The sequence below is a fragment of the Candidatus Accumulibacter vicinus genome (genome assembly GCF_000584955.1).
Lineage (GTDB): Bacteria > Pseudomonadota > Gammaproteobacteria > Burkholderiales > Rhodocyclaceae > Accumulibacter > Accumulibacter vicinus.
Genome location: NZ_JDSS02000015.1, coordinates 42,634 through 55,575 on the forward strand (window position 1 = coordinate 42,634; position 12,942 = coordinate 55,575).

General features: G+C 60.2%; 11 protein-coding genes and 1 CRISPR repeat array. Of the genes, 9 read left to right on the forward strand and 2 right to left on the reverse strand.

From position 1 onward, the window contains the following. Positions 1–31: 31 nt before the first annotated feature. Positions 32–589: a DUF3617 family protein gene (locus tag CAPSK01_RS03875; protein WP_034922797.1), complete on the reverse strand. Its 558-nt coding sequence runs from the start codon at positions 587–589 to the stop codon at positions 32–34. A gap of 446 nt (positions 590–1,035) precedes the next feature. On the opposite strand from CAPSK01_RS03875, the gene CAPSK01_RS03880 reads away from it, so the two are divergent. From CAPSK01_RS03880 to cas6e, 7 genes are read left to right on the forward strand one after another with little or no spacing between them, the layout of a single operon-like run. After that, complete coding sequence (locus CAPSK01_RS03880; RefSeq protein ID WP_034922966.1) at positions 1,036–2,007, forward strand: YafY family protein; 972 nt, start codon at positions 1,036–1,038, stop codon at positions 2,005–2,007. Beyond that, positions 2,000–4,633 (forward strand): CRISPR-associated helicase Cas3', encoded by a 2,634-nt coding sequence (gene cas3, locus CAPSK01_RS03885; RefSeq protein WP_273703043.1) that lies wholly within the window; start codon positions 2,000–2,002, stop codon positions 4,631–4,633. Before CAPSK01_RS03880 ends, cas3 begins: the two co-directional genes overlap by 8 nt. 2 nt (positions 4,634–4,635) lie before the next feature. After that, positions 4,636–6,213: a hypothetical protein gene (locus CAPSK01_RS03890; RefSeq protein ID WP_034922803.1), complete on the forward strand. Its 1,578-nt coding sequence runs from the start codon at positions 4,636–4,638 to the stop codon at positions 6,211–6,213. 22 nt (positions 6,214–6,235) lie between these two features. Continuing rightward, positions 6,236–6,814, forward strand: coding sequence for a type I-E CRISPR-associated protein Cse2/CasB (casB, locus tag CAPSK01_RS03895; RefSeq protein ID WP_034922806.1), 579 nt, complete (start codon positions 6,236–6,238; stop codon positions 6,812–6,814). Between the two features lie 28 nt (positions 6,815–6,842). Next, on the forward strand, positions 6,843–8,054 hold the full coding sequence (gene cas7e / locus CAPSK01_RS03900) for a type I-E CRISPR-associated protein Cas7/Cse4/CasC (RefSeq protein WP_034922809.1): 1,212 nt from the start codon (positions 6,843–6,845) through the stop codon (positions 8,052–8,054). 1 nt (position 8,055) lies between these two features. Beyond that, on the forward strand, positions 8,056–8,763 hold the full coding sequence (cas5e, locus tag CAPSK01_RS03905) for a type I-E CRISPR-associated protein Cas5/CasD (protein ID WP_034922812.1): 708 nt from the start codon (positions 8,056–8,058) through the stop codon (positions 8,761–8,763). After that, complete coding sequence (cas6e, locus tag CAPSK01_RS03910) at positions 8,760–9,497, forward strand: type I-E CRISPR-associated protein Cas6/Cse3/CasE (RefSeq protein ID WP_034922815.1); 738 nt, start codon at positions 8,760–8,762, stop codon at positions 9,495–9,497. Before cas5e ends, cas6e begins: the two co-directional genes overlap by 4 nt. Positions 9,498–9,617: 120 nt before the next feature. Here the strand turns inward: cas6e and CAPSK01_RS03915 are convergent, their stop codons facing one another. Next, positions 9,618–11,297 carry an IS1634 family transposase gene (locus tag CAPSK01_RS03915; protein WP_034922818.1) on the reverse strand — a complete coding sequence of 560 codons (1,680 nt, stop codon included), beginning with the start codon at positions 11,295–11,297 and terminating at the stop codon, positions 9,618–9,620. A 140-nt stretch (positions 11,298–11,437) separates the two neighbouring features. Between CAPSK01_RS03915 and cas1e the strand changes: the two genes are divergently transcribed. Both cas1e and cas2e read left to right on the forward strand, forming a co-directional pair. Further along, positions 11,438–12,289, forward strand: coding sequence for a type I-E CRISPR-associated endonuclease Cas1e (cas1e, locus tag CAPSK01_RS03920; protein ID WP_273703044.1), 852 nt, complete (start codon positions 11,438–11,440; stop codon positions 12,287–12,289). Then, positions 12,261–12,557: a type I-E CRISPR-associated endoribonuclease Cas2e gene (gene cas2e / locus CAPSK01_RS03925; RefSeq protein ID WP_034922820.1), complete on the forward strand. Its 297-nt coding sequence runs from the start codon at positions 12,261–12,263 to the stop codon at positions 12,555–12,557. Before cas1e ends, cas2e begins: the two co-directional genes overlap by 29 nt. 67 nt (positions 12,558–12,624) lie before the next feature. After that, positions 12,625–12,897: a CRISPR direct-repeat array (repeat unit 29 nt; unit sequence GTTTTCCCCGCGCCAGCGGGGATAGGCCC). Positions 12,898–12,942 lie beyond the last annotated feature (45 nt).

Consider the following 12,942-nt stretch of genomic DNA (forward strand, 5'->3'; position numbering starts at 1 on the left):
GGGCGAGACCCGCCGAACTTGCTCCGCTGCTTCACTTCTGCCGCTTCATCATTTCCTGGACCTTCGGATCTTTCATCATGTCCTTGAGATTCATCCCGCCGACATTGGGCATGATCACGTCGCCGGGTTTCTGGCCAGGCTTGCAGGGGCCGAGCCAGCGGGCGTCGAGAGACATCCTCGTCTCGCTGGTACCGTGCATCGGCGGGTTGAAACGGGTATGCATGTCGCCCTTGTAGGCAGTGTCGAAAGCGCCGACAAATACCGCATCGGTCGTGGCCGTACTGCCCTCCACCTGGCACACCGAATGAACCGTCACCTGGTTGCCCTGCGGCTTGATATCGATGACGCTGCAGTTCTGTTTTTCCTTCTTCCCCTGTTGCTGCATCATGTCATCGGTGTGCTGATCGATGCATTGTTGTATGGCGCCCATCGCCGGCATTCCTTCCATGCGGGCGTTGACCTCCCACAGGCCAGGTTTGCGTTTCGGCATCTCCGCAGCCGGCAAGGCGCTGGCCCAAGCGCTGGCGGCCAGCGCGAGAAGCAACAGGGAACGGGATCTGCGGGTACTGACGATGGCGGGGATTTTCATGATCATTCCTCTTAGGGCAAGCGCAAACGAATGAGTGGCGCGGGCATATTAAACCCTTGCGGAAAGATGGGCCAGCCTCGGCACGTCCTTGCGGCAATGGTGACCCACCGCGCAGCCCAAAGCCCCGGATCATCTCGCCTGCTTGCAACGGTCGCCAACCACTCCGGTAGGCAGTCGTATCGTGGTCGAAGTCACTGCGCGGTTGCGAAATATTTTCGATCACCCAAGGCAAATCTCATCCTCTGCGACTGCGTTGGCGCAGACTCGCGCAAAATCCCGGTTGGAGACCGCCATGGAACCCGTCGATTGCCCATTCACTGCCTCTTTCCTGCTTGTCGCCCGCCGTCCGCGGCATTCCGGATGCCGATGCTTCCTGGCTGCCCGATGCCGAATCGTCGGCGTGGAGAAGGCGCGCGCATCATCCTGAACCACAAGAGGAGGATGCCATGACCCAGGCCGAGCGCTTCGGCATCATCGAACGACTGCTGCTCTCACGCTGCGGTGTCGGTTTTGCCGACCTGCAGGATCGACTCGGTGTGTCGCGTGCCACCCTGTTCCGGGACTTGCGCGACCTGCGCGACCGGATGCGTGTCCCCCTCATTCGCGACCGCGCTACTGGCCGCTACTGCATCGACCGCAGTGTCGAACGCTACCCATTGCCCGGCGTGTGGTTCTCCGCCGGCGAAATCCACGCCCTGCTGAGCATGCAGCACTTGCTGGTCGCCTTCGACACCGGGGGAATTCTTGCCGAACACATCAGCCCACTGCGCGAGCGCCTGGCGAGCATGCTCGAAACCCGCCAGGATTCCGCTGAAGACATCGTCCGGCGCATCCGCATTGTCAGCGCTGCTGCCCGGCACTGCGCCTCCCAACACTTCCCGACGATCGCCGCGGCCCTCATGGAACGTCGGCGACTGCGCATCGACTACTGCGCGCGCAGCAACGGCACGACCAGCGAGCGCGAAGTCTCGCCGCAGCGCCTGACGCACTACCGCGACAACTGGTATCTCGACGCCTGGTGCCATCTGCGCGAAGAGCTGCGGAGCTTCGCCGTCGACGCCATCAAGACGGTCAAACCCGCCGAAGTACCCGCCATCGACATCGCCGACACCCAACTCGATGCCGCCCTCGCTGCCGGCTACGGGATCTTCGCCGGCAGCGACGTTCGTTGGGCGACCCTGAATTTCACCGCCAGACGCGCCCGCTGGGTCGCCGCGGAAAACTGGCACGCGCAGCAGCAAGGGCAGTTCCTGGAGGACGGTAGCTATCAACTGCGCGTGCCGTACAGCAGCGATCCTGAGTTGATCATGGACATCCTGAAGTACGGGCCGGATTGCCAGGTCGTCGAGCCGGCGGAGCTGCGGGAGAAGGTGCGGGAGCTGTTGGGGGAAGCGGTGGGGAGATATGGACGTGAGTGATGATCAGGTTTTGAAGGACAACGAGGCATTCGGAAAACTGGAACACGGCGCCGATGGAAAGGTGCTTCGGCGGCACTTGCTGATCGATCACATGATCGACGTGGCGGCCTGCTTTCATCGTCTGGCGCATTGTCGCTCGATCCGGCGTGCAATGGAAAGGAGCGCAGGGCGCCAACTCACCGAGCAGGATATTGCCCGCTTGGCCGTGCTGGCCTTCCTGCACGACGTTGGCAAAGCGAATAGCGGATTCCAGGCCAAGCGCTGGCGGGATCGGATACCGGCAGCCTGGCCGGTTAGGATCTCCGCGGGGCACGGTCTTGAGGCTTTTAAGCTCTTCGGCGTGCCAGCGGCTGCTGCGGCAATAGAGCCGCTGATCGAGCGGATCTGTTCCTGGGGCACGGCCTGTGACTCACTGCTGATCGCCAGTATCAGCCACCACGGGCGACCGATAAAGGACAGCCCCGGTAGCAGCCCTATCTTTTGGAAAACGCAAGCAGGAACGTACGATCCGGCCGCAGTACTGAAAGCAATCGCCGAGAGCGCTTTATGCCTTTATCCGCTGGCCTTCCAGGGTGGCGGGGAGGACTTGCCCGGTGCGTCGGCGTTCGGGCATTTGTTCGCCGGCCTGGTCCAACTGGCTGACTGGCTGGGATCGGACACTTGGTTCTTCAAGTTTTCCAGTCCGGGCGAGGTAAGGGCAGTGAGTGCACCGAAACTGGCGGACGACGCCATTACCACCCTCGGCCTGGACGCCGAAGACTGGCGCAACCGACTCACCGCGACCGAGCCAGACTTTGCCAGGGCCTTTGGCTGGTTCCCGCCACATCCCATACAGGCAGCCATGGGCGACGAGAGTCTTGGGCCACTGGTGATCCTTGAATCGGAAACCGGCAGCGGCAAGACCGAGGCTGCGCTCTGGCGGTATCTGAAGCTCTTTCGCGCAGGAGAAGTCGATAGCCTCTATTTTGCCCTGCCGACACGCGTCGCCGCGAGCCAGCTCTACAAGCGCGTGCAGGACACCCTGCAGCGCTTGTGGCCGGAGAATCCGCCGCTGGCCCTGCGCGCCTTGCCCGGCTACGTCGCCGCCGATGGCGAAGAAGCCAAGGTGCTTCCTGATTTCAAGGTTCTCTGGTCGGACGATAAGGACGACCAAGCGGCGCCGCAGCGCTGGGCGGGCGAGAACAGCAAGCGTTTTCTCGCCGCTCCGGTTGCCGTCGGCACCATCGACCAGGCACTGCTCGGCGCCCTGCAAGTTGCCCATGCCCACCTGCGCCATGCCATCCTGGCCCGCAGCCTGCTCGTCGTTGATGAGGTGCACGCTTCCGATACTTATATGACGGTCCTGCTCGAACAGTTGCTGAAGGCGCATCTGAACTGCGGTGGATACGCCGTATTGCTCTCTGCCACGCTGGGCTCCAATGCCCGCAGCCGTTACCTGGCGCTGACCCCGCGCGGCCGGACTTCTTCGCTGCTCGCGGCGATGCCCTTCGACGTTGCCTGTCGGGTGCCTTATCCGGCGATTTCCGACGGCTACAGCCTGCGCGCGGTAGGCGGAACCGGGCGGTCCAAGCGCGTGCGCTGGAGCACGCGCGACATCATCGACTCCCCGGAGCAAATTGCCGAACTGGCGCTGGCGGCTGCCACTCACGGTGCCAAGGTGTTGATCGTTCGCAACACCGTTCCTGCCGCGATCGCCACCCTCGCGGCACTGGAGGCCAGGGTGCCCGACCGTGCGTGGCTGTTCCAGGTGAATGGCGTGGTCACGCTGCATCACAGCCGTTTCAGCCGCCAGGACAGGCCGTTGCTCGATGCCGAGATCGAACTGCGCTTGGGCAAGGAGCGGCCAAGCGGCGCCCTGATCGTCGTCGGTACGCAGACGCTCGAACAAAGCCTCGATATCGACGCCGACTTCCTGATTACCGACCTGTGCCCGATGGACGTCCTGCTGCAGCGCGTCGGTCGTCTGCATCGCCACGCCAACGAGCGTCCCGAGGCTTATCGCATCGCACAGGTTCTGGTCCTGACGCCGCTCGGGAATGACCTGACGCCACTGTTGATCCACGCGAAAAACGGGCTCGGGCGCCACCGGAACGGCGGCGGTGTGTATGACGACCTACGCATCCTCGAAGCCACACGCCGACTGCTGGACGAGAGGCCGGAAGTGAACATCCCAGACGACAATCGCTATTTGGTAGAGGCGGGTCTTCATCAAGATCGATTGCTTGAGTTGGAACGACAGTATGACGAAAGTTGGAGAAAGGCCGCACAAGAGATCGAAGGTGAGCAAATCAGCTTCAAACTTCTAGCCAGACAGCATAGGCTCGATTTAGACATCGATTTTGGAGAGCGTTCGTTTCCAACGGACCAACGCATATCGACACGCCTCGGTGCTCAAGACAGGGTCGTGTTTTTTTGCCTATCGCAGTTCGGTCCGTTTGGGGAGCCGCTCAAGTCCTTACCTATCCGCCACTATCTTGTGCCCAAGGACTTGCCGCTGGATGCCGAACCTACCCGCGTTACGCAACACGAGAATGGCCTCACTTTTCGTTTGGGGGAGGCCACTTTTCGCTATAGTCGCCTGGGGCTCGAATGCCTCAGAGACCCATCATCCGCTGCCGGAGATTAGCCGTGGCCCTACGTTACAACCTGCTCGATGAACCCTTGATCCGAACCCGGCTCGTCGCTGGCGGGCAACCCCGATCCTTCAGTCTGCCCGGCCTGTTTGTTGCGCTAGGAGAGGATACCCTCCGCGATTTTCCCGCCTTGCGCCCGCATCAACGCCACCCGTGGCATGCCTTTCTCGTCCAACTGGCAGCCATTGCTTTGCACCGTGCCGGGAGAGAAATTCTTTTTGATGACGAGGCAAGTTGGCGACAAGCGCTTCTCGATCTCACTCCCGATGACCCCGATGGCGCCGCCTGGTGCCTGATTGCTCCTCACGACCGACCAGCGTTCATGCAGGCACCCGTGCCGGGTGGCAACGTGATCGATTGGATAAATGACCGCCCGACGCCTGACAGCTTGGATGATGTTCTGGTGACATCAAGGAATCACGACTTGAAGCCGGCGAGAATATCCTTGGCACAGATGGACGATTGGATCTTCGCCTTAACGAGCCTCCAGACCCAAGGTCCCTGCCCTGGTGGTGCAGGAAAAATCTACGGTATTACACGAATGAACGGTGGAGCCTCAAGCCGTCCCGGCCTTGGGCTTGTTGTTCCGGGATGGTTTGGAAATCGTTGGAAGCGTGATGTATTGGTTGCGATCAAGAGTCGGCAAAAGATCGTTGAGGACTACGGATTTATGTCATCAGGTGGTATTGGTTTGCTATGGACAATTCCCTGGGCCGGCAGCGAATCAGAATCCATCCCTTTCCCAAGTCTCGATCCCTATTTTATTGAAGTCTGCCGGCGCGTGCGGCTGGTCGACAATGGCGCACAGATTTTTGCAATTAGAGCGACTAGCAAGATGCGTATCGTCAAATCGCAGGCCGACAAATTGCACGGCAATACGGGGGATCTTTGGACGCCAATCGATATCAAAAACATCAACGAGCCAAAATCTCTAGGTGTCTCAGAATCCGGCTTCCCATATAATAAAATGGCTGACCTAGCCTTCGGTCCTGACTATATTCGCCCACCGGCTCAAGAAATTCAGCCAAGTGACCCTAAGTCGGGATTGTCATTGCTTGCCATGGCAATTGGGGCCGGCCAGAGCAAAACAGCCGGCTATCACGAACGGAGGATACCCATCACCAAGACAGTGCGTTTGCTTCTTCAAGGAAATATCGATCAACTTGCAGCGATCTCTCGCAAACGTATCCAGGTTATAGCCATGGTGGCTCGGATGCTGAAGATTTCCCTTGAAACGTTATTTGATGGTGGAAGGAAAAGGGAGAAAAATTGGAAATTTCCCAAAGGGGTTGAGCAAAAGGCAAGCAAATACGTCAGAGTGTTTGATCAAGGCGAGGATGCCCGGTTTTTTGACGACTTGATTATCGAAATTGAAAACCCCGATCAGGATGATATTTTCCCGAAATGGCAAAGCCAATTGTTAAATCGTGCTGATAAGATTCTGAACGAGGCGTTTGACACAGGGCCACAAAGCGGTGAGCAACGCTATCGTGCGCGCTCAACTGCTTTGGAGAAATTTCGAAACTTGGTGAGAGATAAGTATCCAGATTTTGCGAATTACTATCTACAATAATTTACCGACAAGGAGCTTTCCCATGAGTGTCCATGATGCAGATTCCCGGAGTCAGCCACTTCGTGGTGAGAACTTACCTAAAAAGCAGGCGAGCCCAATTTCAAAATTGGCCGGAATAATTAACGCTGCTGCAGCCGCCAAAGGGAATGGCCGCAGGCTAGATATGGGGGGCCATACAGCTTTAGCCCGGCTCGACCCGGACGCAGAGTTTCGCCCTCATCAACTCGCAGCCTTGTGCAGGGCACTGATTGACGCTGGCCTCAATCCTGATGAAACGTGGTTGCTGGAGACTTGGCGGCGTTGGGCTCTCATTGCCCACGGCATGGCTCTGGCCGGGCATGATCACAGTCAGCCGTTAGGACAGCAACTCAGCGCAGCGGGTGTTTCTGAGGCACGGGTGACCAGGTTGTTGACTGCCAGGGACGATGCTTTCCGACAGCTTGTTCCCCGCTTGCTACGGCTGCTTGCCAGCAAGCGGCAAGCACCGAACTGGTTTGATCTTGGTGATCTGATCAGGAGCGAGGGTCGCGATGAAAAAACTGCCGAACGTATTCGACTGAAAATTGCTGCTGGTTTTTTTTCTGCCGAAGCCAAGAAGTAGAACACTCATTCAATACTGGAGCCAATTGATGAACACCCCTCGCTTTATTCAAATTCATTCTCTGCATACCTACCCGGCAGCGCTCATCAATCGGGGTGATGACGGGTTAGCCAAACAGCTACCACTGGGCGGAGTGATGCGTACCCGGATTTCTTCGCAGTGTTTGAAGCGGCATTGGCAGCATACTGAGAATCATTTTTCTCTTTCCCACCTTGGAATTCCCTTAGAAGAACGATCCTCGTATTTCTTGCACGCTATCCGGGAAAAGTTGGAGCAGGCGGGGATTTCAGTTGAATTGTCAGCAGCCGCAGTTTTGGGATTGTGTGATGGACTGGGGTTGACCCAAGATAAAAAGAAAAAGGACAAGTTCAAGACTAGTGAGGTGCTGTTGCTCGGGGCGAGCGAAGTCAGGTACTTGCTCTCATTTTGCCTGGAATTGGCAAAGCAGCATTCAGATGAAAAAAACCTGATTCAGGCGATTAAAGAGAAGATATCCGGTAAACCTGCTAAGGGTGAGAAATCCATCAAAGAAAACATGGAAGTAATGATGCGAGAGTGCGGGCTGGTGTCTGCCTTATTTGGCCGCATGGTGACTTCTGATGTACTAACTGATCGTGAAGCATCGATTTATGTTGCGCATTCTTTTACCGTACATAAAGCGGAGGTCGAGAACGACTATTTCACCGTCGTCGACGATTTGATGCCCGGATTAGATGAGCGCGGTTCAGGGGGTATCTTTGATACCCAACTTTCCTCCGGCCTGTACTACGGCTATGTGGTGGTCGATGTGCCGCAACTGGTCCAGAACCTGGAAGGCGTAGATTTCAAGGATTGCTTTTCGCCCGGTACTCCGGCAGAGCGTCGTACTCTTGCCGGGCGGGTGGTGCAGCACCTGCTGCACCTGATCGCTACCGTCAGTCCAGGCGCCAAACGCGGTTCCACCGCGCCTTTCGACTGGGCCAAGTTCATGCTTGTTGAAGCCGGCGACTGGCAGCCTCGCAGTCTGGCCGGGGCCTTCCATGATGCACTGCCGCTCGCTGGCGAGGGCGGTGGCATTCGGCAGCGTGCCGTGGATCGGCTGACCAGGGAAATCGGAGCCATGGACGACGCGTATGGGGCGCCTCTGTCGCGCCGTTTTCTGGCTGTTGACCAGGGTGTGGAAGTCCCCGGCGCCGAGCGCCTGAATCTTGCCCGCCTGGCGGATTGGGCAAAGGAAATCATCGAACAAGGGGAGTGCTGAAATGCCTCGCCATCTCTTGATGCGACTGGAGGCTCCGTTGATGGCCTTTGGCGGCGAGACCATCGACAACTACGGCGTGATTCGTGACTTCCCCGCGCTGTCCATGGTCACGGGCCTATTGGCCAATGCGCTGGGCTACCGGCGGGAAGAAAGCGAATGGCACGATCGTTTGCAGGCCCGCTTGCTGGTGGGGGCGCGGCTGGATCGTGACGTGCAGCGGCTCACCGATTTTCAGACGGCGCAACTGGGCAAGGATGACAAGGGCTGGACGACATGGGGCTTCGCCGAGGGACGTCGAGGAGATTCGTACAAGTCGCCTCATCTGCGCTACCGTGACTACCACGCCAGCCTGAATGTCCTCGTTGCTCTGCGCCTTGAGCCTGCGGCTGAATTCCCGACGCTCGATGATCTGGCGCAAGCGCTCGATCATCCGGCTCGTCCACTTTTCATTGGCCGCAAGACCTGTCTGCCCAGCCGGCGCGTCTTCGCTGGCTGGCACGAAGCCGAGAACGTCCTCGCTGCCTTGCAAACGGCGCAGTTGCCCGGCAAGACCAGGTATCTGCGCGTGCAATGGCCGGAAGGGGAGGGCATCCTTGCCGGCGACCGCCCTCTGGACCTGTGCGACGAGCGCAACTGGAGGAGCGGCGTCCATGGCGGCTGGCGGCCTGTGCGCGAAGGCAGCTTCGTCTTGCCGGGATCTCCGACATGAGCTTGCATCTATTACGTCTGCAGCCGGACTCCTCTGCCTTGGCCGTTTGGGCAACTCGCCACCGGCTGCTGTCACCGGATGGCGATTACGGCTATGCCCTTCATGCCTTGCTCAGCGCAACTTTTGGCGAGCTGGCGCCGAAGCCGTTCCATTATCTGGGCGGGCGGCAAGGTCTGCTGGCTTATACCTCGGCCGACCTGGAGATACTGCACCAGAATGCCCGCCTCGCGCCGCCGGACGTGGCTCGGGCGCTCGGGCTGGATCATCTGGATGCACGCCCGTTTCCCAGCGCCTGGCGGGTCGGGCAGCGTCTGGGTTTCGAAGCGCGGGTTCGGCCGGTGGTGCGCAGCAAGGACGGCCGAGAATGGGATGCCTACCAGCATGCCGTGATTGGCACGGTCGACAGCGGGCAAATCGCTGGCAACGGCAGCATTGCCCAGCGCTCCGTGATCTACAAAGACTGGCTGGAGAAGCGGTTTGGGCTTGATGGCGCGGCGCAGATTGCCGAAGCCCACCTCGACTCCTTCCGGCTCACTCGTGTCCTGCGTAAAGCGGCGAGCAGCGACAACGGCAAGCGGAAAACGACCAACAACGCCGGGCCGGATGTCGTCTTCAAGGGTCAATTGCAGGTGGGAGATCCGACAGCTTTCAACCGTCTGCTGGAAAGAGGAGTCGGCCGGCACCGGGCTTTCGGTTTTGGCATGTTGCTGCTCAGGCCCGTCGGGTCATGCTGAAGGGGCGACTCGGGCTGGAAACGGCCCGTGTTCCGCATGCCGACCGGCACGGCCTCCCGAGTTCGACAAAAATACGGCTAAGTGATTGTTTGTGCGCAATTCCCGGGCGCGGAATTGGCACTACAGGCGTCTAGCGGAGGGCTCGGGCAGGGCGACGGTCTCGAACAGTTCCCTCTGTTGGGGGGTCAGGGCGGACAGTCCGGAGGCGGACTGGCGTTGGTGCAGAGTGACCTGGTGATACTGGATGCGGCGGGCGATCTCCAGAGCGCGCTCCGGGGAAAGGGGGCTGGCCTTCGCCTCCAGGCGCAGGCGCAGCACCCGATAGAGCAGCAGTGCCAGGAAGCAGATCAAGGCATGCGCCCGGATTCGGTCCGGCAGGCGATGGAAGACCGGCGCGATCTCGATCTCGGACTTCAGAACCCGGAATCCCCGTTCGATGTCAGCCAGCGCCTTGTAGCGCGCCACGATCTCGGCCGGGGGAAACTCCGGAACGTTGGAAACGAGGATCAGTTTGCCATCCATCAGCCGCGCGCGGTTCAGCGCACGTTCGTCGATCGCGTAGGTGAACACCTCGGCGGCGAGATCAACCTTGATGATGTGCGCCAGATGCGCGTCAGCGACCGCCTTGTAGAAACGGGCCGTCGTGCCGGCGTCGGACAGCTTCTTGCCCGGACGGGTCTGGCCGGCCTCCTGGGCATCAAGCTTCTCGGCCCACTGCGCGGCATCGGCCTCCAGCGCCGCGATACGCTCATCGCGCACGCGACTCTGTTCGCTGGCCCGATCCGGGCGATGGGCAACGATCAGACGAAACCCCTGCCAGTTCAACTCACCGAAGACCTCTGCCGTCGCCAAGCGGCAACTCTTCTCGTGGAACGGGGCGAGCAGGCGGTCAAAATCCCCGTAGCGCCGGGCCGGGACGGCCAGAATGAACTCCAGCGGCTGATCGCCGACCCGCAGCGCCCGGATGGCGTCGAGATTGTCGAGACTCAACAGGCCGCGATCGGCCACCAGCACCACGCGCTTGATCGGATAGCGCGCCAACACCTTCTCGATCGTTGGCACCAGCGTCGTCGTCTCGCCGGTATTGCCGGCAAAGACCTCGTGATGGATGGGCAGTCCTTCCGCCGTCTGGACCACCCCGAGCATCACCTGGCGCAGCGTCCCGCCTTCCTTGGCCTGGCCAACGTGCCGCAGGTCCTCGGACTCATCGGTACTCCCTTCGGCACGGATCGTCGTCAGGTCGTAGAAGACGATCGCCAACTCCTGATCGATCAACGGCCGCAGGAGACCTGCCAGAGCGTCGTCCACCCGGTCGGCACCCTCCGCGAGGGTATCCATCGTGCGTAGCAGATGCTGGTGGTTAACCGCCTCGGCGCTGACCTCCGGAACCCGGGCGCCCTCCAGCCAGCGCAGGATCCCCAGCTTGGATTCCGGATCACACAGCCGGTTGAACACCATCACCCGCAACAGCCGTTCGGCGTCGAACTGGTGGCGGTTGCGTAGCAACCGGCGAAAGGTGTCGGCAAAGCCCAGTTCCTTCCACAAGGCGGTCAGCAGCCAGGTATCGCCGACCGACAGCGCCGGTGCGAAGGCGACCTCGCCGGTGCCTTCCTCGAGGGAGGGCTTGCCGGCTGCCCGCAGCAGGCCGTTGAGCAAGGAATCACTCTCGCCGGATCGCACCGCCTCGATGCGCCCCAAGGTGGCGATGACCCGCTGCCGCGGCACCCCGGTGGTGTCCCGGTAGGACTCGACGAGCTTGACGTACTGCCGCGGGCCGGACGTGGTGATCTTCACGAACATGTCGCTACTGTAGCCCCATACCGCCCTGATCGCAATAGGGTTCTGGGCAAGACGTGTCACTACAAGAGTTTCTTGGCCGCGCGCCAAGTCCTTGTTTTTATTGCGACCAAAGCCCAATTTATGCGTTTGGCACGCGAAAAGTGTCGAACTCGGGCGGCCTGATCTGGCTGGAGCGCGGCGAACTCTGCGTCATCGATGGCTGCCTGCATTTCATGGCGGGCAAGGACTCGCTGACTCCCTACATCCTGCAGGTGCCGCATCAGACCGTGTCGATGATCCTGCTCGGGCCGGGAAGCAGCGTCACCCACGATGCGCTTCGCTTGCTCGCGCGCCATGGAACCCTGATGGCCGCAGTGGGGCAGGATGGAGTGCGAACCTACACCGCGCCACCGTTGTTGCCCGATCGCTCGGACGTGGCCAGGCGTCAGGCGGAACTCTGGGGTAACCCGCGCCGACGCATCAGCGTCGCCCGGCACATGTATGCCCTGCGACTGGGAGAGGTTCTGCCGCACCGGGATCTGGATACCCTGCGAGGAATCGAAGGTGCCAGGGTCAAGGCAATCTATCGCTTGATGGCGGAAAAATTCGGCATCCCCTGGGAAGGCAGGCACTACGACCGGGGCAACCCCGGAGCGGCGGACATGCCGAATCAGGGAATCAATCACGCGGCCACGGCCGTGCAGGGAGCGGCGGCCATCGCCGTGCAGGCCCTGGCGGCGATTCCTCAACTCGGTTTCATCCATGAGGACTCAGGCCAGGCTTTCGTGCTGGACATTGCCGATCTGTTCAGGGAAACGGTGACCCTTCAAATCGCCTTCACGGCTGCAAAGAAATCCCTCAATGGCGACGAGACCACCATTGATCGCCTTGTTCGCCGCGAGGCGTCCACCGTGTTTCGCAAACAGGATGTCATCGCCAGCATGATCGACAAGATCAAGCTGGTGCTAAGGACGGAGGAAAACGATGGCGCTGGTAGTCATAGTGACGCGTGATGTGGCGTACCGATACCGTGGTTTCCTGGCGTCAGTGATGTTGGAAGTCGCGCCAGCCGTCTACATCTCGCCGCGTATGAGCCCGGCAGTCAGGGGGCGCGTCTGGGATACCTTGTCGGACTGGTATTCTGCAGAACCGCAAGGTAGCATCGTCGTCGTATGGCGAGATCTGAATGAAACCGGTGGCGTCGGGATCAAGACGCTGGGGGAGCCACCGAAAGAACTTGTCGAGGTTGACGGCCTCTGGTTGGTGAGGCGAATGGTATAAAACGCTTTTTAACAACGTGAATCGAAGTTAACATTTCTTCCTGTGGTTCATAGGGTTACCTACAAGAGTTTTCCCCGCGCCAGCGGGGATAGGCCCCCGAAGGTATCCAGATCGCTTTCTGATGGCGCGTTTTCCCCGCGCCAGCGGGGATAGGCCCGTCTGGCTTGGCGTCAGCGTCGAGGATCAGGTGTTTTCCCCGCGCCAGCGGGGATAGGCCCAAGTCGCTCAAGCCGACCTGTCGCATAAAGCCGTTTTCCCCGCGCCAGCGGGGATAGGCCCGTCGGACGCTCCCAGCACTCCCCATCGCGCATGTTTTCCCCGCGCCAGCGGGGATAGGCCCCCAGGGAAAAACGCCCGCGGCCCGTCGCGAGGGTTTTCCCCGCGC